The sequence below is a fragment of the Marinobacterium jannaschii DSM 6295 genome, from assembly GCF_000620085.1.
Classification (GTDB): domain Bacteria; phylum Pseudomonadota; class Gammaproteobacteria; order Pseudomonadales; family Balneatricaceae; genus Pontibacterium; species Pontibacterium jannaschii.
The window spans coordinates 1-18,693 of sequence record NZ_JHVJ01000022.1 but is presented as its reverse complement, the minus strand read 5'-3'; the positions used below and the strand labels follow the sequence as shown (position 1 = coordinate 18,693).

The 18,693-nt window shown below is 53.3% G+C and carries 16 protein-coding genes, 1 tRNA gene and 1 pseudogene; 6 read left to right on the top strand and 12 right to left on the bottom strand.

What is annotated here, in order from left to right; all coding sequences use genetic code 11:
* Positions 1–135: 135 nt before the first annotated feature.
* From ligA to Q354_RS0111945, 3 genes are all read left to right on the top strand, one after another.
* Entirely contained in the window at positions 136–2,487 is a 2,352-nt protein-coding gene (ligA, locus tag Q354_RS0111955) for an NAD-dependent DNA ligase LigA (protein WP_027857802.1), read from the top strand.
* A 3-nt stretch (positions 2,488–2,490) separates the two neighbouring features.
* Positions 2,491–2,709 (top strand): YheU family protein, encoded by a 219-nt coding sequence (locus Q354_RS0111950; protein WP_027857801.1) that lies wholly within the window; start codon positions 2,491–2,493, stop codon positions 2,707–2,709.
* Positions 2,710–2,777: 68 nt separating this feature from the next.
* Complete coding sequence (locus Q354_RS0111945; protein ID WP_027857800.1) at positions 2,778–3,428, top strand: DUF4126 domain-containing protein; 651 nt, start codon at positions 2,778–2,780, stop codon at positions 3,426–3,428.
* Here the strand turns inward: Q354_RS0111945 and Q354_RS0111940 are convergent.
* The 10 genes from Q354_RS0111940 to rpsU form a co-directional block, all read right to left on the bottom strand.
* A complete protein-coding gene (locus Q354_RS0111940) occupies positions 3,397–4,038 on the bottom strand; it encodes a CBS domain-containing protein (RefSeq protein WP_027857799.1) in 642 nt (213 codons plus the stop codon). The genes Q354_RS0111945 and Q354_RS0111940 overlap by 32 nt on opposite strands.
* Before the next feature lie 209 nt (positions 4,039–4,247).
* Positions 4,248–6,224 (bottom strand): bifunctional tRNA (5-methylaminomethyl-2-thiouridine)(34)-methyltransferase MnmD/FAD-dependent 5-carboxymethylaminomethyl-2-thiouridine(34) oxidoreductase MnmC, encoded by a 1,977-nt coding sequence (mnmC, locus tag Q354_RS0111935; protein WP_027857798.1) that lies wholly within the window; start codon positions 6,222–6,224, stop codon positions 4,248–4,250.
* 196 nt (positions 6,225–6,420) lie between these two features.
* The gene (locus Q354_RS0111930) at positions 6,421–7,710 is read right to left on the bottom strand and encodes a nucleotide sugar dehydrogenase (protein ID WP_027857797.1); all 1,290 of its coding nucleotides are present in this window, start codon (positions 7,708–7,710) and stop codon (positions 6,421–6,423) included.
* A 3-nt stretch (positions 7,711–7,713) separates the two neighbouring features.
* Positions 7,714–9,354, bottom strand: a complete 1,641-nt coding sequence (pgi, locus tag Q354_RS0111925) for a glucose-6-phosphate isomerase (RefSeq protein WP_027857796.1) — start codon at positions 9,352–9,354, stop codon at positions 7,714–7,716.
* Positions 9,355–9,356: 2 nt separating this feature from the next.
* On the bottom strand, positions 9,357–10,241 hold the full coding sequence (gene galU, locus Q354_RS0111920; RefSeq protein WP_027857795.1) for a UTP--glucose-1-phosphate uridylyltransferase GalU: 885 nt from the start codon (positions 10,239–10,241) through the stop codon (positions 9,357–9,359).
* Between the two features lie 320 nt (positions 10,242–10,561).
* A tRNA-Ile gene (locus tag Q354_RS0111915) sits at positions 10,562–10,638 on the bottom strand.
* 98 nt (positions 10,639–10,736) lie between these two features.
* Positions 10,737–12,578 carry an RNA polymerase sigma factor RpoD gene (rpoD, locus tag Q354_RS0111910; RefSeq protein ID WP_027857794.1) on the bottom strand — a complete coding sequence of 614 codons (1,842 nt, stop codon included), beginning with the start codon at positions 12,576–12,578 and terminating at the stop codon, positions 10,737–10,739.
* Between the two features lie 216 nt (positions 12,579–12,794).
* A complete protein-coding gene (gene dnaG / locus Q354_RS0111905) occupies positions 12,795–14,741 on the bottom strand; it encodes a DNA primase (RefSeq protein WP_027857793.1) in 1,947 nt (648 codons plus the stop codon).
* 34 nt (positions 14,742–14,775) lie between these two features.
* Positions 14,776–15,225 (bottom strand): GatB/YqeY domain-containing protein, encoded by a 450-nt coding sequence (locus Q354_RS0111900; protein ID WP_027857792.1) that lies wholly within the window; start codon positions 15,223–15,225, stop codon positions 14,776–14,778.
* Between the two features lie 93 nt (positions 15,226–15,318).
* Positions 15,319–15,534 carry a 30S ribosomal protein S21 gene (gene rpsU, locus Q354_RS0111895; RefSeq protein ID WP_027857791.1) on the bottom strand — a complete coding sequence of 72 codons (216 nt, stop codon included), beginning with the start codon at positions 15,532–15,534 and terminating at the stop codon, positions 15,319–15,321.
* A 182-nt stretch (positions 15,535–15,716) separates the two neighbouring features.
* Here rpsU and tsaD point away from each other — a divergent pair, with 182 nt between their 5' ends.
* Positions 15,717–16,748, top strand: a complete 1,032-nt coding sequence (tsaD, locus tag Q354_RS0111890; protein WP_027857790.1) for a tRNA (adenosine(37)-N6)-threonylcarbamoyltransferase complex transferase subunit TsaD — start codon at positions 15,717–15,719, stop codon at positions 16,746–16,748.
* Positions 16,749–16,811: 63 nt separating this feature from the next.
* Here the strand turns inward: tsaD and plsY are convergent, their stop codons facing one another.
* Complete coding sequence (gene plsY / locus Q354_RS0111885; protein ID WP_027857789.1) at positions 16,812–17,399, bottom strand: glycerol-3-phosphate 1-O-acyltransferase PlsY; 588 nt, start codon at positions 17,397–17,399, stop codon at positions 16,812–16,814.
* A gap of 25 nt (positions 17,400–17,424) precedes the next feature.
* On the opposite strand from plsY, the gene folB reads away from it, so the two are divergent.
* Together folB and folK are read left to right on the top strand one after the other, a co-directional pair.
* Positions 17,425–17,781, top strand: a complete 357-nt coding sequence (folB, locus tag Q354_RS0111880; protein ID WP_027857788.1) for a dihydroneopterin aldolase — start codon at positions 17,425–17,427, stop codon at positions 17,779–17,781.
* The gene (gene folK, locus Q354_RS0111875; RefSeq protein ID WP_027857787.1) at positions 17,781–18,305 is read left to right on the top strand and encodes a 2-amino-4-hydroxy-6-hydroxymethyldihydropteridine diphosphokinase; all 525 of its coding nucleotides are present in this window, start codon (positions 17,781–17,783) and stop codon (positions 18,303–18,305) included. The genes folB and folK overlap by 1 nt, the downstream gene beginning before the upstream one ends.
* Before the next feature lie 50 nt (positions 18,306–18,355).
* On the opposite strand, the pseudogene Q354_RS0111870 reads toward folK, so the two are convergent.
* A pseudogene (locus tag Q354_RS0111870) lies at positions 18,356–18,693 on the bottom strand (IS4 family transposase); the annotation flags it as partial.

The following is an 18,693-nucleotide window of genomic DNA, read 5'->3' as shown; positions in this document are numbered from 1 at the left end:
GGGTATCAGCCTCTGCTTAGCAACTTCAATCGCCTTTAGAAATCCGCTCCCTCTGTACTGTTACTTGCCTTAAAATAGGCTCTCGACGCCCGGGCGATGGATTTCCCCGCATAACCCAATTTAGCTGAGTCTGCCGTGTCAATTGATCAGGAAATAGCGCGCCTGCGCGAAGCATTGAATCTGCATAATTACCGATACTACGTACTGGATGATCCAACAGTTCCTGACGCTGAGTATGATCGCCTTTTCCGACAGCTGAAACAGCTGGAGAAGGATCATCCAGAGTTGATTACCCCGGACTCTCCCACTCAGCGGGTGGGTGCTGCACCGCTGGCAGGCTTTACCCAGGTCAATCATGAAATGCCGATGCTGTCGCTGGGTAATGCCTTTAACGAAGAAGATATGATGGCTTTCCATCAGCGCGTATCAAAGGAGCTGGGGCTGGCCGAGTCTGCAGACCTTGAGTATGCCTGTGAGCCGAAGCTGGATGGCATTGCCGTCAGTCTGCTCTATGAAGAGGGTGTTCTGGTGCGCGGTGCAACCCGGGGAGATGGTTCTACGGGGGAGGACATTACCCACAATGTCAGAACTATCGCGACGGTGCCGTTACGTCTGCAGGGCGAGGGCTTTCCGCATCGGCTGGAAGTGCGCGGCGAAATCTATATGCCAAAGTCCGGCTTTGAAGCATTTAATGAGCGTGCGCGTGCCAGCGGTGAAAAGCCTTTTGTGAACCCGCGTAATGCTGCGGCTGGTAGCCTGAGGCAGCTTGATTCCCGTCTTACAGCCCAGCGTTCGCTGGAGATGTGCAGTTATAGTGTTGGTATTGTTGAAGGCGGTCAGCTACCGGCACGGCACGCAGATATTCTGAAGCAATTACAGCAGTGGGGATTCAAGCTGAACCACCTGCTGGAAGTTGTCACGGGAGTGGAGGGCTGCCTCGACTACTACCGACGCATCGGAGAACTCAGAAATCAGCTTCCATTCGAAATCGATGGTGTTGTTTTTAAAGTTAATGATCTCGTACAGCAACAGAAGCTGGGCTTTATCTCCCGTGCGCCTCGCTGGGCAATCGCCCATAAGTTTCCAGCCCAGGAAGAGATGACACTGTTGCGGGATGTGGAATTCCAGGTGGGGCGCACCGGTGCTGTCACTCCGGTAGCGCGGCTTGAACCGGTGTTTGTCGGCGGGGTCACGGTTTCCAATGCGACCTTGCATAATATGGACGAGATTGCTCGGCTGGATGTCCGGGTGGGAGACTCGGTTATCGTCCGCCGAGCCGGAGACGTGATACCTCAGATCGTCAAAGTGGTAACAGAGCGCCGTCCTGCCGATGCTAAGCTGGTCGAGGTTCCTGCCCACTGTCCAGTGTGTGGCTCCGATGTAGAGCGGGTGCAGATTGTAAAACGCAGTAAGTCCGGTGCGCAGTTAACGCAAGGTGCTGCTTACCGCTGCGTTGGTCGTCTCTCCTGTCAGGCCCAGTTACAACAGGCGATTATCCACTTTGCGTCTCGCAAGGCGATGGAGATAGACGGTCTGGGGGAAAAGATTGTTGAGCAGCTGGTATCGCTGCAACTGGTTCGCTCTCCCGCCGACCTCTATCGCCTGAAGGCTGAGCAGCTTAAGGGGTTGGAGGGATTTGCAGAGCTTTCCGCCAGTAACCTCTGCCGTGCTATTGAGGCTAGCAAGCAGGTTGCGCTTGCGCGCTTTATCTATGCGCTGGGTATTCCCGATGTGGGAGAGGAAACTGCGCGGGTGCTGGCGCAGAGCCTGGGTAGTCTGGATCACATCAAAGTCGCATTGCCGGAAATACTCTCCTGGTTACCGGATATTGGGCTGGAAGTTGCGGGCGAGATTCACAACTTTTTCAATGATGATCACAACATTCGGGTGATCGATGAGTTGCAGGCCGAAGGGATCAGCTTTACAGATCAGTCTGCTATGGCCGGGCTGAAGGTAACCTTTGCGGAACTGATTGAACGAATGGAAATCAGTGGCGTGGCGAAAGTCGGCGCCCAGCGCCTGGCAGCACACTATAAGTCACTGGATGCTCTGCTTGCCGCCAGTTTTAAGTCACTGGATACGGTGGAAAAGCTCTCTGCCCGTGCGATAAACGGCGTGATGGATTGTCTGGAAGATGCTGAAAGGGTCGCCCGTATCCGCGCTATAGAGGCGCAGCTGCGTGATTTCAATATGCACTGGGAGTCGGAACAACCGGCTGAGACCCTGATTAAGGCGCTGCCGTTGGCGGATAAGGTTTATGTGCTGACCGGCACGCTGGAGCAGATGGCACGCAGTAAGGCCAAAGATTATCTGTTGCAGTTAGGAGCCAAGGTGACCGGGAGTGTCTCGAAAAAAACCGATTGTGTTGTCGCAGGTCCCGGTGCAGGTTCCAAACTGACAAAGGCTCAGGAACTGAATATTCCGGTGCTGGATGAGGCCGGCTTTATTGAGATGCTATCTGAATACGGCATCGATGGGGTGGAATGAGCTGTGATTATTCCTTTCGATGCCCTCAGTGATGATGCTCTGAACGGACTGATTGAAGAGTTTGTGACCCGTGATGGCACCGATTATGGCGAGCAGGAGATAACGCTGAATGAAAGGGTGCTGCAGGTGAAGCAGATGTTACAGCGCGGAGAGGCGGTACTGCTATTCAGCGAAAGTACAGGGCTGTGCAATATAGTGTTAAGCAATTCACTGGACCACTGAGGTCATTCATCGCTAGCCGTAAAAGGCCTCCTGACCAGTGACTCTGTTGCTGTAGTAAGGAGGCGCCTGTGGAACATCTCGAACAGATATCCGGATTGCTGGCTTTATCGATGGGGCTTGCCTGGGCCAGCGGAATTAACCTCTATGCCACGCTGACGATGCTGGGACTCATGTCCCAGCTGGGTCATATAGAGCTACCGCCGGGGCTGGCTCTGGTGGCAGATCCGATGGTTATCGCTGCTGCTGGCTTTATGTATTGCGTTGAGTTTTTTGCCGATAAGGTCCCCGGGATTGATTCCGGCTGGGACGGCTTGCACACCTTTATCCGCATACCTGCCGGCGCTGTTCTGGCAGGCTCAGCACTGGGGGATATATCTCCTGCCGCCGAGCTGGCTGCGGCATTGGTGGGAGGCGGTATTGCAGCAGGTACCCATGCCACCAAGGCGGGTTCGCGTTTACTGATCAACACCTCACCGGAGCCTCTAAGTAACTGGACGGCATCGGTAGCAGAGGATCTGGCTGTGCTGGGTGGGCTTTGGGTTGCTCTGAATAATCCCCTGTTATTCCTGCTTGGGCTGGGGTTATTCCTGCTGCTGCTGGTATGGTTATTACCGCGCATCTGGCGGGCCATCCGGGCGATAGGGCGAAAGCTATCTTCTCTTTTCGCAGGGAAGCCGGATGAATCTCTCAGGCCCAGCGCTCCAGATTCGGTCCGCTGACCAGTAAACGCAGCAGATCGGTACGGCACACAATGCCTATCACTTTATCCGTATCATCTACGACCGGCATGGAGTTGATACTGTTTTCGATAAAGCTGTTGGCCACCTGACGGACCAGCGTATCAGGCGAGGCTGCGATGAGTTGCCGGCTATAGACTTCGGAAACGCTGATCTCTTGCTCATTTTCCATTTGGAACAGGTCTTTCTCCGATAGCAGTCCCAGTGGACGACCGTCGTCGCTGGTGACTACCAGGTGGCGGATCTGCAGCTCTTTCATGCGCTGCCAGGCGAGACTGACACTGGTTTCAGTCGGTACGCTATGTACCGGGCTGCTCATAATATGAGAAACAGCTAAACGGCGCCGGTCATTTACTGAGCTGGCAGTTTTCTGGTAGGCCTGGGTCGCGTTGGAGTGAGGTTGGGGGCTTCCGCTACCTCCTGATGTTGAGGGCCTGGCGCCTTCAGGTAACAGCTTTTCGAAAGCGTCCTCTGTATCTGCAGTACGTGGCAGATGCTTGATCTGTTCAAGCGGGGTTACGCCTTTGGGGGGGAAGATCGATTCCAGTGGCGTATTGATTCGATAGCCGTGATCATAAACTACTAGCGCCATAATAAACCCTCTGATCGAATCAATTACTATCGGACAACGGTGACGCTCTCACAACCTCTGGTTCTGGTTAAAGGTCGGGCCTGCGACTTCTCCTGATGGAGTGCTGTCGCGGCTCTCTGTCAGGTCCCGCCTTGAACTGTAAGTACCAATTTAACAGCTATCAGTTTTGTTAACAGAGTGATGGTTCGATATTTTCTCCCCTCTTAAGATTATATCGTCCCCTTGATCAGTTGCTTAATAATAAATCTGGCTGGGTTTTGTATTGCCGCCAGCGAATACTCTACAGGCAGTGGCTCATTGCAGATCATCGCGGCCACCAACTCTCCTCCGATTGGACAAGTGATAAGGCCCTTTGATCCGTGACCGGTATTGAGATACAGGCCCGGGTGATGCGGAGGGACTTCAGCGGGGAATGGCCATTTGCGATCTTTACCTAGTTTGGCATAGCGGTAAACGAAGGCATCGTAGTCCGGCACCGGCCCGACTATGGGCAGGTAGTCCGGTGTGGCACAGCGGAAGGCCACCCGGCCAGTCTTAGGCTTCGATCTCAGTGAGTCAGCCAGTCCGGGCAGTGCTTTCTGCAGTTTTCCGAAGTTATAGTCGTGGTCTTCCTCCCTGATCTCGCTATGACGCGTATGCAGGTCAAAAGTAGCACCAAAGCAATACTGCCCGTCCATCGCGGGTGATATATAGCCGTCGCCGCAGACCACGGTCTCTAGCTTGGTAGCGCTTTCATCGCTGCTGCAGTGAGTGACCTGACCACGGATCGGTTTCAGCTTCAGGTATGAAGTCTGTGGCAGCTGATTAGCCGCTTCCGCAGTACAGATCACCAGGTGACTGGAGGCATAATGGTTGCCTTCAGCGGTCGAAAGCTTCCACTGTTCTTTGGCGCTATCATATTGATAACCTGACACTTTCTGATGGGTTATGCAGGTGATCAGAGGATGCTGGATCAGCTCTCTGCACAAGGCTTTGGGGTGTACCCAGCCCGCCTGTGGAAAGTACAGTCCATCAAAGGGAGTTGCTTGCCCCGCAATTTCAGTCGCTTCGCTGGTCGTTACACCCCGTACTACCGATCTAGGGTAGAGCTGACGTTCCAAAAGAGTCTGCTGGCGACCTTGCTCCTTTTCCGTGCAGGCCAGCTGAATTAGTCCGCAATCGGACCAGAAATTCTGATCCGGATCTAACTGTCGTAAAAGCCGCAGACTGTACAGAAAGCCACTCAGGTGTAACTGTCCCTGAGGTGTCTGTTCCATCGGAAGCTTGGCATACAATGCGCCTTGCCGGTTACCGGAACCTGCAGTAGCGATGCTATCTGACTGATCCAGCAGTGTGACCTTGATCCCCCGGGCTGCGAGGGCTGCCGCTGTGCTGCAACCCGAAAGCCCGGCGCCAACGACGGTAACCTGTCTGACGCTTGTAGCCGCCGGACGGTCAAACCATGGGGAAGGTGATATTGTCTCGGTATTTTCATCCATACTGAAGCGGCCGATCAGGCGTTCTCTTTTTCGACCAAAGCCTTTTGCTTTCTCGACTGTAAATCCCGCCTGTTGCAAGCCTCTTTTAACAAATCCAGCGGCAGTAAAGGTTGCGAAGCTGGTTGCTTCATGACTGAGTCTTGCCATCTGATCAAACAGTGACTGCTGCCACATATCCGGATTTTTTGAGGGGGCAAATCCATCGAGAAACCACGCATCTACCGATGCATCCAGCTTACTGTATGATGCGGCTGCATCGCCAAATAGCAGAGTGAGCGTGATTCTTCCCCCGTCAAAGCTGAGGCGGTGAAAGCCCGCAACAGCGACCGGGTACTGTGCTAAAAGCTGCTGGCAGCCGTCTCTGAACTGAGGCCAGGCCGACAGTGCCCGCTCCAGGTCCTGTGGATTCAATGGATGCTTTTCAACGGAGATATAGTGCAGTCTGCTATCGGCGGGTGCCTGATCCAGCCATAGCCTGCGTGCACAGAAGAAGTTAAGTCCGGTACCAAATCCTGTTTCGGCAATAGTGAAGCACTGTTTAACCTGTACGAAGCGATCTTCAAGCCGGTTACCTGTGACAAAGACAAATTCTGATTCTTCAATCCCTTCTTCAAGGTTGAAGTACATATCTTCATATTGCTGGCTGAGAGGGGCTTCATTTTGCCACTCCAGTGAAGCAGGGTTTAGCAGGTGGTCTGGCTGAGGCATTTCAGATATTCAATGATAAAAAGCAGCAGTATATCGCGATAAAGAGGGATTGTGCTGCACTTAGGGTGAGGATTAGTGCCTTAGGCAGGAGCCTTTAGGCGGACTTGAATTGGGGGGCGAACGTTGCTGCCTAAAGTAACAGATCTGATTCATCGGCACTGGAATCAGATCTGCTGTATGGGCAAGGTAGCGATGCTCAGGATAAGCTATCGGCTTCCTGCACCTGGCCGCGTCCGATTCCCTGATACTGAAAGCCGTACTCTGACATCTGACCGGGATCAAACATATTACGGCCATCCAGTAGTAACGGGCGACGCATCTCCGAGAGAATGGCAGGGAAGTCGCGCATACCGTACTCCGGCCACTCGGTGACCAGCAGAATAGCATCACTGCCCGCAGCGGCCTCTTCAGGGGTGTTACAACAAATCAGTTTATCTGAATTGTGATAATGAGCGGCAACATTGTCCAGCGCTAGGGGGTCATGCACCCGAACCTCGACACCCTGTGCAAGGCAGGCATCAATTGTACATATCGAGGGGGCATTCTCGATATTAGCGCTGCCGGGTTTATAGGCCGCTCCCCAGATCGCTATTTTTTTACCCTTGAGGTTACCGTCATAAGCGCGCCAGAGGCGGCGGAACAGGGTCTCTTTTTGATGCTCGTTAATATCAATGACCGTGCGTAACAGGGAAGAGCGACGACGCTCTTTCAGGAAGTCAGAGAACAACAGAAGGTTCTCGGAAAACTTCTGGCCGCCAAAGCCACAGCCCGGGCTGAGGAAGTGCTGGCCAATTCGACTGTCTCCGGCCATCGCATCGCGTACTACTTCGATATCTACTCCCATACTGTCAGCCAGGTTTGCCAGTTCATTGATATAGCTAATCCGCATCGCCAGCATACCATTGGCAGCCAGGGTGCTGAATTCGGCTTCTTTGGTGGACATAATTCGGGTGCAGTTTGTATGGCCCAGCAAAACCCGGATCATGGCGCTGATACGATTAATCGCCCAACTGGAGTCGCTGCCTAGTATGACCTGGTCGGGGTTGCTAAATGAGCTCAGGGCCTGGCCTTCTCTCAGGTTATCCGGCACAAATACCATGCAACGCTGCTCCTGATTTGTGAGGCGCTCATTAAGCTTTGCGGTAGAGCCGATGCCGAATAGGCTCTGATTTAAGAATAAGAGAGGGCCTCCTGAGTGATTTGCTACATGATCGACTATTTGTTCGGCCTTCTGGAGTTCATCTGCTTCCAGACAAAGCCAGTGAAGATCAGCCTTAATAGGAGGGCGAGAGGGGTCATAGGGTTGTAGTCGGCCTGTTTCAAATTGCTTTGTTAGGAGGTCTTTTAATCCTGGTTCCTTCAGCGTTACCTTGCGAGACAATAACTCTGTCACCGTTATAGGGAGCCTAACCTGATTGCCTGCCTGTGCCAGTAGTCCAGCCGCAACAAGGGCGGGGAGGGTTGTGCCATATATTACTATGTACATGGGCTAGCTCTCCTGAAGTGCCTGAATTTCCCGAAGAATGGCTTCGGTGGATTGATCCATCATCGGCCTGTCCGTGGATTGTGTCAGCGCTTGATAGGTCTCATTTGCCATCACTTTTCCTAACTCGACTCCCCACTGATCGAAAGGATTGATATTCCAGATAACCGACTGAACGAATACCTTGTGTTCATAGAGGGCGATGAGTTGGCCAAGCGAAAATGGACAAAGTTCATCGAGAAGAATTGTAGTGCTTGGTTGGTTGCCGTGGTAGCGCTTATAGGCGGGAACCTGATTTTCAGTCTTAAGAATATTATCGCCAAATGCCAGAACGCGAGATTGTGCCAGGCAGTTCGATAGCGCAAGGGTGTGCTGCACTTTCAGCTCATCATTTCCAGATTGTTCGCAGTGATAGCGTCTGGCTGGGGCGATAAAATCACACATAACTCTTTCTGTGCCCTGATGCAGCAGCTGATAGAAGGCATGCTGTGCATTAGGGCCTATATCGCCCCAGATAATAGGACAAGTGGAATAGCTGACTTCATGCTCCTCAATCGTGGTGTGCTTGCCATTACTCTCCATTTCCAGCTGCTCGAGATATGCCGGCAGGCTTGCCAGGCGCCCATCGTAGGGAAGAATGGCATGTGCATGTATATCGAGGAAGTTTACATTCCAGATGCCAATCAAGGCCAACAGCACCGGAATATTTTCCAGGAAAGGGGTTGTCCGGAAGTGCTCGTCCATGCAATGGGCACCTGCCAGTAGCTGGCGGAAATTATCCATCCCGATACGAGCTGCAATGGGGAATCCAATGCATGACCATAAAGAGTAGCGACCACCGACCCATTCCCAGAACATCAATTGGTTATCTGCAGCAATACCAAACTGGGTCATCTTTTCAGGGTTGGCAGAGATGCCTATAAAGTGGTGCTGAAGTATCTTTCTGTCTTCGGCGCCCAGTCCATTGCGAAGCCAGTGCAAAGCGGTATCCGCATTGGCCATGGTATCTATTGTCGAGAAGGACTTTGAAGCTATAACAAACAGGGTTTCTGAAGGTTCCAGCTCTTTTAGTAGCAGCGAAAGCTGACTGCCATCCATGGATGATACAAAGTGAACGCTAAGGTCATGTTCTGTCGGGGGCTTCAGGTCACACAGGGCTCTGTTTGTCATCAGAGGGCCAAGGTCAGAGCCGCCAACACCGATATGAACCAGATTACGTATAGGGCGTCCTGTATGACCACGCCACTGGGCTGAGTGGAGTTGAGAGACCAGCTTGTCCATCCGACTGAGCTGTTCATGGATCTGGCCAATTATATCGATACCGTTGAGCTCAAGTCGGGCTTCTTCGGGAGAGCGTAGCGCCATATGGAGAGCCGGGCGTTGTTCAAAGCGATTTACTGACTCTCCCTGAAACAGGGCTTCGATCTTTTGCTGCAGCTGGCTGGCATTGGCAAGATCGACTAGTAATTGTAGTGTTTCTTCTGAAATTCGCTGTTTGGAGAAATCTATAAACAGGTCATTATTTCGAAATGACAGGGCTTCGCTGCGCTTATTACTTTGATTGAACAGATCAAATAAATGTTCTCGGCTCATACTTTTCGCGTGGGCTTGAAGTAAATGCCACTCCTCGCGTTCGGTCTGCAGCATAATCAATCGCTCAGGTTATTGATTAGTTTTCTGGTGGCGTCTTTGGTTTCGGGGTGTCGCAGGGCATAGTGAAGGACGGCTTCGACATAGCCGGCCTTATTGCCACAGTCGAAGGTCAATCCACTCATACGGTAAACCTGCATGCTCTGCTCATGACGCAATTCGTCCATGGCATCCGTCAGCTGGATTTCACCGCCTGCTCCGGGCTGCGTATCGGCCAGCAGGCTCATGATGCGAGCTGGAAAAACATAGCGTCCCACGACGGCAAGGTCTGAAGGAGCGATAGCTGGATCAGGTTTTTCGATAAATCCATTAACTTTGCAGCTGTTACCGGCTTCAGGGGAGTACTTGCAATCGGCAATACCATATTTACTGATATCTTCCTGCGCGACTTTTTCCACCATTACCTGAGTGCAACCATTCTGATTGAATGTACTGATCATTCTCTGGAGGTCGTGAGTCTCAGTATCCCGGCAGTCAACCAGAACATCAGGTAACAGAACGGCAAAGGGCTCCTCTCCGACAAAAGGGGCTGCGCAGTGGATGGCATGGCCAAGGCCTTTTGCGTCTGGCTGCCGCACCGCACAGATACGCACGTCAGCAGGCAGAATATTGCGCACGCTATCAAGAATAGCCGCCTTGCTACTGCCTTTGCGCTCCAGCTCGGCTTCCAGTTCATAGTGTTTATCAAAGTGATTCTCGATGGCTTCCTTGCCAGAGCGGGTGACCAGAATAATCTCTTTGATACCGGCTTCAATCGCTTCTTCGATCACAAGCTGTATAGCGGGCTTATCGACGACGGGCAGCATCTCTTTGGGGATTGACTTGCTGGCGGGCAAAACACGGGTGCCCAGGCCGGCGACAGGAATCACAGCTTTTGTAACCATTTTACATATCACTCCACGACAGATACTTATAAATAATCCGTAGCACTGGCTGACTTATCCGATCGGTGATCAGGCTAGGCTCATATAATACCGGACTGAGGAGTTATTCGCTCATGGATTGAGGTAGAAGAAGGGGGGCACTGTCTCTGCAGGCTCATGCTTCCCTATTGCTTTTCACTGCTCGTTCCCTGAAGCAGATAACACACTCTAATAAGCCAGCACACAGCGGCCGGAATTTACCTTACCTTTTAGGAGTGAAGCAGACTATCAGTTGATTGGGTTATTCATATGACGGTCATGTGGGGAGTAGCAAGAGGGGATGGTGGGCCTTCCGGGACTTGAACCCAGGACCTGCCGATTATGAGTCGGATGCTCTAACCAACTGAGCTAAAGGCCCTCACCAGGTTTTACGAGACAGAAGAGCCTATCCTGTAAAAACGAGCGCCAATGATACCGATAAGGAGTCATTGGCGCAATAGCTTGAAAACTATGGATTTATTCGTCGATGAAGCCGCGCAGATGCTCAGAGCGACTTGGGTGGCGCAGCTTGCGCAGGGCCTTGGCTTCGATCTGGCGAATACGTTCACGGGTAACGTCGAACTGTTTGCCCACTTCCTCAAGGGTGTGGTCGGTGTTCATATCGATACCGAAGCGCATGCGCAGGACTTTTGATTCCCGGGCAGTCAGACCAGCCAGAACTTCTCGGGTCGCTTCGCGCAGGCCTTCACCTGTCGCTGAGTCCACCGGAGAGGAGAGGGTTATGTCTTCGATAAAGTCACCCAGGCTGGAGTCTTCATCGTCACCGATCGGGGTTTCCATCGAGATCGGTTCTTTGGCGATCTTGAGCACCTTGCGGATCTTATCTTCCGGCATCTCCATACGCTCTGCCAGTTCTTCCGGCGTAGCCTCGCGTCCCATCTCCTGCAACATCTGGCGTGAGATACGGTTCAGTTTATTGATCGTTTCGATCATATGAACCGGGATACGGATCGTACGTGCCTGGTCGGCGATTGAGCGGGTGATTGCCTGACGAATCCACCAGGTGGCATAGGTTGAGAACTTATAACCACGGCGATATTCAAATTTGTCCACCGCTTTCATCAGACCAATATTACCTTCCTGGATCAGGTCGAGGAACTGAAGACCACGGTTGGTGTACTTCTTGGCAATAGAGATAACCAGACGCAGGTTGGCTTCGACCATCTCCTTCTTGGCACGGCGGGCACGTGCCTCACCAATCGACATGCGGCGGTTAACTTCCTTAATTTCAGACAGAGACAGGGTGTAGTCCTGCTCAATCTGAATCAGGCGTTTCTGTGCACGTTTCAGCTCGACGATATTGCGTTTTATACGCGGAGAATAGTCGGCGTTAGCGTCGATTAGCGTGTTAAACCAATCCGGGTTTGTTTCATTGCCCGGGAAGGTCTGGATAAACTGCTTACGAGGCATCTTGCAGCGCTGTGTACAGATGCGCATGATAGTGCGCTCCTGATGACGGACACTGTCGATAGCATAGCGGACACGTGAAACCAGCTCGTCGTAATAGCGAGGTGCCAGTTTAATCGGAGAAAATGCGGTCCCCAGTTCAATCAGAGCCAGTTCGGCCTGCTTTGAATTGCGGCCATGGGCTTCAACGGCGGCCTTAAGCTCTGTCAGGCACTCGTCGATGAGGCCAAAGCGCTGCTTGGCTTCTTCCGGATCGGGACCGCGTTCCTTCTCGTCGGAACTATCGTCGTCGCTCTCGTCTTTATCGTCTTCGTCGTCATCCTCATCATCAGCATCAGGTTCCGCGACAACGACAGGCGGAGCTTCAGGGTAGCCATCGTCCGGGTCGATATAGCCACTGAAGATGTCGCTCAGGCGTCCCTCTTCAGTCAAAGTAAGCTTATATGCATCCAGAATGGTATCGACGCTGCCAGGCAGGTAAGCCAGTGCGGTCATTACTTCGCGGATGCCTTCCTCGATACGCTTGGCGATATCGATCTCGCCTTCACGGGTAAGCAGTTCTACAGTACCCATCTCGCGCATATACATGCGGACCGGATCTGTTGTGCGTCCCGCGTCAGATTCTACGGCAGCCAGTGCGGCTACGGCATCGTCGTCGGCTTCTTCGGCGGAGTCACCTTCGGTCATCAACAGGGTTTCTGCATCCGGTGTTTCTTCGGATACTTTAATACCCATATCGTTGATCATACGAATAATATCTTCGACCTGATCCGGATCGGCAATATCCTCCGGGAGGTGGTCGTTGACTTCTGCGTAGGTAAGGTAGCCCTGCTCCTTACCACGGGCGATCAATTCCTTTAGGCGCGATTGCTGCTGAGAAGTATCGGACATGGGACCCTGTTCTGACGAAGATTGTACGGAAAATCAAGCCCGACATTATAACGGGCGTTCGAGATATTTACCACCGGAAAAGATTGGGCCGGTGGGTTGGGTGTACCTTAAACATAGACCAGAAAGTCCGCTTTGCCTAAAGGTAACCCGTCCCCTTTAAATGGGGATTGTTTCAGGGATTTCAATGCCCTAAGAGCAATTAGAGTGTTTTTTAAGCTAGTCGCCGGGCTTCAGGCGTTTTAGCAGGAGAGTGTTTAACAGTTGTTTCTCGCTTTGTGTTAATGCGGGCTTTCGCTTGAGCGCTTCAAGGCGTTGTTCGTCGATGCGCTGTTCCAGCACTTTCAGGGCGTCTGCAAGTATCTGGCGGGCCTGCTCTTCGCTATCGACAGGGTCAGTCCAGGTGATCTCATTCAGTTTTTGCAGATACTGGCTGCGCTGACCGCCGTCCTGCCAGTCGACGCCCAGAGTTCCCAGTGTTGCCTGGGGGTCTTCGCACAGGTATTCGCTCAGCTCAATCAACAGGCTGATATTCGGTTCCGGAAGCAGAGGCAGCTCAGCTGGAAGCGGGCAGCTTTTTGCCAGAGCGGGAAAGTGCAGCAGCAACGAGATGATGCGGTCGCTCAGCGCCAGGCTACGGACTTTTTTTCCACTGCCTCTGTTGTGTAGCTGTCGCTCGGGTTGTCTGCCCGGAGGGCTGGCAGGGCTGTCGTAGCCGATGCTGTAATTATCCGGCTCCGGATAATCGTAATCATTTGCAGGGTAGTCATCGTAGCCGTCGTCATAAGCAGGGGGCTGGTAGATCTGCGGAATGTCGGGCTTCGGCTCTGTCTTTTTAATGGCGGTCTGGGTTGCCTGTTGCAGGTTGGCGACGCTCTGTAACTGTTCCAGTGAGAGGCCGGTAATATCACATACCTTATCCAGCATCATCTGCTGGAGTATACCGGGTTTCATCTCTCGCAGAGCCGGGAGTGCCTCCTTGCTGAAGCGGGCGCGGCCATCCATGCTGGTCAGGTCCGCATGCTCTGAGTGGCACTTAAAGAAGAACTCTGACATTGGCAGGGATTCCTGCTGGCGCTGTTCAAAGCCATCCCGCCCCTCTTTGCGCACCAGGGTGTCCGGGTCTTCGCCTTCCGGCAGGAAAAGAAAGCGGGCTTCCTGGCCGTCCGCGATCACAGGCAGGGCGGTATCCAGTGCGCGGCGAGCGGCCTTGCGACCGGCTTCATCGCCGTCAAAGCAGAAGATCACCTCAGGCACCAGTTTGAACAGGCGCTCCAGATGTTGTTTGGTTGCGGCGGTACCCAGGGTGGCGACCGCGTAATGGATGCCAAACTGCGCCAGCCCAACCACATCCATATAACCCTCAACGATGATCAGGCGCTCTAGCTTATTGCTGTGCTTGCGCGCTTCATAGAGGCCGTAGAGCTCACGGCTCTTGTTAAAAGTGTCAGTTTCTGGCGAATTCAGGTACTTGGGCTTCTCATCGCCCAGGACCCGCCCGCCAAATGCGATCACCCGTCCGCGCTGATCCCTGATGGGAAACATGATGCGGTTACGGAAGCGGTCGTAATAACTGTTGCGCTCTTCCTTGTGGATCAGCATGCCAGCTTTCTCCAGCAGGCGGGTCTGTTCCGGGCTGTCTGCCAGCTCGCGCATCAGGTTGTCCCAGCCGGGTGGGGCATAGCCAATGCCAAAGGCCTTGGCGATCTGGCCGTTCAGGCCGCGCTGCTTGAGGTAATTGACGGCGTCACTGCGTTGATGATGGCTGCGCAGTTGCTGTGCGAAGAAGTCTGCAGAGCTTTCAAGTAACTGGTAGAGGTCTTTGAGATGTCTGTCTTTCTGCTGGCTTTGGGGGCTGGACTGCTCTCGTGGAACTTCCATGCCAACCATTTTTGCCAGCTCTTCGATCGCCTGGGGGAAGTCGAGGCGTTCGTATTCCATCAGGAAGCCGAGGGCGTTGCCGCCTGCACCGCAGCCGAAACAGTAATAGAACTGTTTTTCCTGATTGGCGGTAAATGAGGGGGTTTTTTCTTTGTGAAATGGACAGAGGCCGGAGTAGTTCTTGCCGGTGCGCTTTAGTTTATTAACACGACCATCCAGCACGTCAATGATGTTGACGCGCGCCAAAAGGTCGTCGATAAAGTGTTGCGGTATGCGTCCGGCCATTCTCTATGCGGCTGATTCCTGAATCAGCTGCAGTTTAACCGGCGATACGCGTTTTGACGAGTTTGGAAACCTGGCCCATGTCAGCGCGCCCCTGAACCTGAGGTTTCAGGACGGCCATCACTTTACCCATATCCTGCATCGTCGCTGCGCCTGACGCAGCGATCGCCTGGTCGACCAGTGCGGTCAGCTCTTCATCGTTTAGCGGTTGCGGCAGGAAAGTTTTAATCACCTCCAGCTCCTGTCGCTCAGCATCCGCAAGATCCGTGCGGGCCGCTTCTTCGTACTGCGAGATCGAGTCGCGGCGTTGCTTGGACATTTTGTCCAGAACAACCAGAACCCGGGCATCATCCAGTTCAATGCGCTCATCGACTTCGATGCGCTTGAGTTCGGCCAGAATCATGCGGATAGTCCCCAGGCGTAGCTTTTCTTTGGCTCGCATGGCGTTTTTCATGGCATCAGTAATCTGTTGCTTCAACGTGGACATAGTATGAATCTCGCTATCTGAATGAAGGATCTATCTCAGCTCAGTACGTTTAATCAGTACAGCAGTTAGTAGGACTAAAAGCTTTAGTAACGATCAGTACAGACGAACGCGACGAGACTGTTCGCGAGATACTTTTTTCATGTGACGCTTAACAGCGGCTGCTGCTTTACGCTTACGAACAGAAGTTGGCTTTTCGTAGAATTCACGACGACGAACTTCAGCCAGGATGCCGGCTTTTTCGCAAGAACGCTTGAAACGACGCAGAGCAACGTCAAATGGCTCGTTATCTTTAACTTTTACTGAAGGCATCTGTAACAGACCTTAAATAAGTAGGTTGATTTGGGATTTTCCAGCCAGGCACGAGGCACATAGCTTAGAAGGCGCAAAATTTTAGACGTTGCACCTGTCTGTGTAAAGTATAACAACGGTGAAATTAAACGCTTTTTGCCGGATAATAGTGATCTCTCCAACTTAATCAGAACGAATGAACGATGCGAGTACTGGGAATCGAAACCTCCTGTGATGAAACAGGTGTAGCCATCTACGATAGCGAGCAGGGTTTGCTGGCAGATACGCTTTACAGTCAGGTCAAAATGCACGCGGAATACGGTGGCGTGGTTCCTGAGCTGGCATCCCGTGACCATGTCCGTCGGTTGTTGCCGCTGATCCGCGAGTGCTTCAGTCAGGCGAACCTGCCGCTGGGTGATGTGGATGCGGTAGCCTATACCGCAGGCCCTGGCCTGATCGGTGCGCTGATGGTGGGTGCTTCTACCGGTCGCGCGATGGCGCTGGCATGGGATAAGCCGGCGATCGGGGTGCATCATATGGAAGGTCACCTGCTGGCGCCGATGCTGGAAGAGACGCCGCCGGAGTTTCCTTTTGTCGCCCTGTTGGTATCCGGTGGACACACCCAGTTGGTTCGCGTCGATGGTATCGGTGAGTACCAGCTACTGGGCGAGTCACTAGATGATGCGGCCGGCGAGGCCTTCGATAAGGCGGCCAAGATGCTGGGGCTGGATTATCCGGGCGGGCCTGAAGTGGCGCGTCTGGCGCAGCAGGGTACGCCGGGCCGGTTTAAATTCCCGCGTCCGATGACCGATCGTCCGGGGGTCGATTTCAGCTTTTCCGGCCTCAAGACCTTTACCCTGAATACCGCCAACGCGCACCGTGATGAAAACGGCAAGCTGGATCAGCAAACGATTGCCGATATCGCTTATGCGTTTGAGGAAGCGGTGGTGGAAACCCTTGCCATCAAGTGTCGACGCGCTCTGCAGCAGACCGGTATGAAGCAGCTGGTGATCGCCGGTGGTGTGAGTGCAAACCGCCATCTGCGTGAGCGCCTGGAGACGATGGTCGGGAAAGAACGGGCGAAGCTCTTTTATGCCCGTCCCGAATTCTGTACCGATAATGGTGCCATGATCGCCTTTGCCGGTTGCCAGCGCCTGATGGCGGGGCAGCAGAGTGATCTGACCATCCTCGCCAAACCACGCTGGCCGATGGACACGCTGGAAGCGATACGATAAGCCGAAGCATGCTGGGCTCGTAGCTCGTAGCTCGTAGCTCGTAGCTGCGGGCTCGAAGCTGCGCTAAAACCGGCTTTCCTCGCCAGCGAGCAGTTTTTCTATATTTTCCCGGTGGGTCAGCATCAGGATGATTCCCATCAGGCAGATCATCCCCATCAGCTGCGGTGCCAGCAGCCATACAAATAGTGGCGTCACCAGGGCGGTACTGATCGAGGCAAGGGAAGCGATACGGCCGACGCTGAACATCAGTAACCAGAAAATGACCTGCAGGATGCCGGTCGGCCAGTGCAGCGCCAGGCAGCAGCCAAAAAAGGTCGCCACACCTTTGCCGCCCTGAAAGCGGGTATAGAGAGGATAGATGTGGCCCAGCAGGGCGGCTGCAGCGCAGAAGCCCTGTTCCAGCACCGGAAGCTGCAGCCAGATAGCCGGTAACGTGGCAAGGATACCTTTGCCCATATCTCCGATCAGCGTGAACAGGGCAGCCAGTCGATTACCGACACGTAATACATTACTTGTACCGGGGTTGCCTGAGCCCTGTTGACGGGGGTCTCTGATGCCCATAGAGTGGCACACCAGAATAGCAGTAGGAAGCGAGCCCAGCAGGTACGCTGTCAGTATCAGTGCTGGTAAAACAAGCTCAATTCCCTGCATCAAGCGATCCAACAGGTTGAAGTAAATGGATATAGTCTACATACGTGAATTAGCGGTCGAAACGGTCATCGGTATCTACGACTGGGAGCGGGAGATCCGCCAGACCGTAAACCTTGATCTGGAAATGGCTACCGACATCCGGACTGCCGCTTCCTCCGAGGATATCGATAACACGCTGAATTACAAGTCTGTTTCCGACCGCCTGATCAGCTTTATCGAGGGCAGCGAGTTTCTGCTGGTGGAAACCATGGCAGAGGAGATCGCGACCATTATCCTTAGTGAGTTCAATGTTAAGTGGCTGCGCCTGCGCCTGGGTAAACCTGGAGCGGTGCCTAAGGCAAAGGATGTGGGCGTGGTAATCGAACGCGGAGAACGTTTCTGATGGCACAGGTCTATGTCAGTATTGGCAGTAACATGGACCGTGAACGTTATATCAGCAGCTGCCTGGATGCGCTGCAGAAAGAGTTCGGTGCGCTTCAGCTTTCATCCGTTTATGAAAGCGAAGCCGTGGGCTTCGCAGGTGACCCTTTCCTGAATATGGTTGCAGGTTTTCAGACCCTTTTGCCTGTTGGTGAGCTGTCTGTGCGCCTGAAGCAGATAGAGGATGAGCATGACCGCTGCCGTCAGGGACCTAAGTTCTCTGGCCGGACCCTGGATATCGATATCCTGACTTACGATGACTGCCAGGGGAACTGTGATGGTATTCAGCTGCCGCGGGATGAGATCACCCGCAATGCGTTCGTACTCTGGCCGCTGGCCGAGATTGCGGCCGAGACCTGTCACCCGCTGAGTCAGCAGAGTTATGCCCAGCTTTGGTCTGACTACGATAAGTCGAAGCAGAAGCTCTGGCCGGTTGATTTTATCTGGCAGGACGTGCAGATCTCCTGTCAGGCCGGTACGGCCTGAACAGAACATCTCTGCATTGAACAGAAGGCGGCTTAACCAGCCAATGCTGTTCACTTAAGAGGGGCAGCACTGCGATCAACCGGATAGCGGGTCTTGCTCATTTTCACCGTCCTGGGTCTTGAAGGCCTGGGACGGTAGTGGATGCACAACTCACCTATGCCGGATCTTAAGTTCGCTAATCGCTGCCCTGTTTTGGATACAGGCTGAGCCTGAGCCATCACGATTAGTTGGCTGGCAATGTAACAATAGGCCGCTTTAAAACTTATCTCGCTTGGCGTTCTCTGATAAGCGATGGCTGCCAGCGCGGCCTCCCGGCGGATCACATTGTAAGCGAGCAACATGCCCCAGAGCTCTTGATAAACCAACGCAACTTTTTTACTCCGTAGCG

Excerpts from the sequence above, each read along its gene's own strand:
- Q354_RS0111940 (WP_027857799.1), bottom strand. The coding sequence starts at position 4,038 with ATGGCGCTAGTAGTTTATGATCACGGCTATCGAATCAATACGCCACTG.
- mnmC (WP_027857798.1), bottom strand. The coding sequence starts at position 6,224 with ATGCCTCAGCCAGACCACCTGCTAAACCCTGCTTCACTGGAGTGGCAA.
- Q354_RS0111930 (WP_027857797.1), bottom strand. The coding sequence starts at position 7,710 with ATGTACATAGTAATATATGGCACAACCCTCCCCGCCCTTGTTGCGGCT.
- pgi (WP_027857796.1), bottom strand. The coding sequence starts at position 9,354 with ATGCTGCAGACCGAACGCGAGGAGTGGCATTTACTTCAAGCCCACGCG.
- galU (WP_027857795.1), bottom strand. The coding sequence starts at position 10,241 with ATGGTTACAAAAGCTGTGATTCCTGTCGCCGGCCTGGGCACCCGTGTT.
- rpoD (WP_027857794.1), bottom strand. The coding sequence starts at position 12,578 with ATGTCCGATACTTCTCAGCAGCAATCGCGCCTAAAGGAATTGATCGCC.
- dnaG (WP_027857793.1), bottom strand. The coding sequence starts at position 14,741 with ATGGCCGGACGCATACCGCAACACTTTATCGACGACCTTTTGGCGCGC.
- Q354_RS0111900 (WP_027857792.1), bottom strand. The coding sequence starts at position 15,225 with ATGTCCACGTTGAAGCAACAGATTACTGATGCCATGAAAAACGCCATG.
- rpsU (WP_027857791.1), bottom strand. The coding sequence starts at position 15,534 with ATGCCTTCAGTAAAAGTTAAAGATAACGAGCCATTTGACGTTGCTCTG.
- tsaD (WP_027857790.1), top strand. The coding sequence starts at position 15,717 with ATGCGAGTACTGGGAATCGAAACCTCCTGTGATGAAACAGGTGTAGCC.
- plsY (WP_027857789.1), bottom strand. The coding sequence starts at position 17,399 with ATGCAGGGAATTGAGCTTGTTTTACCAGCACTGATACTGACAGCGTAC.
- folB (WP_027857788.1), top strand. The coding sequence starts at position 17,425 with ATGGATATAGTCTACATACGTGAATTAGCGGTCGAAACGGTCATCGGT.
- folK (WP_027857787.1), top strand. The coding sequence starts at position 17,781 with ATGGCACAGGTCTATGTCAGTATTGGCAGTAACATGGACCGTGAACGT.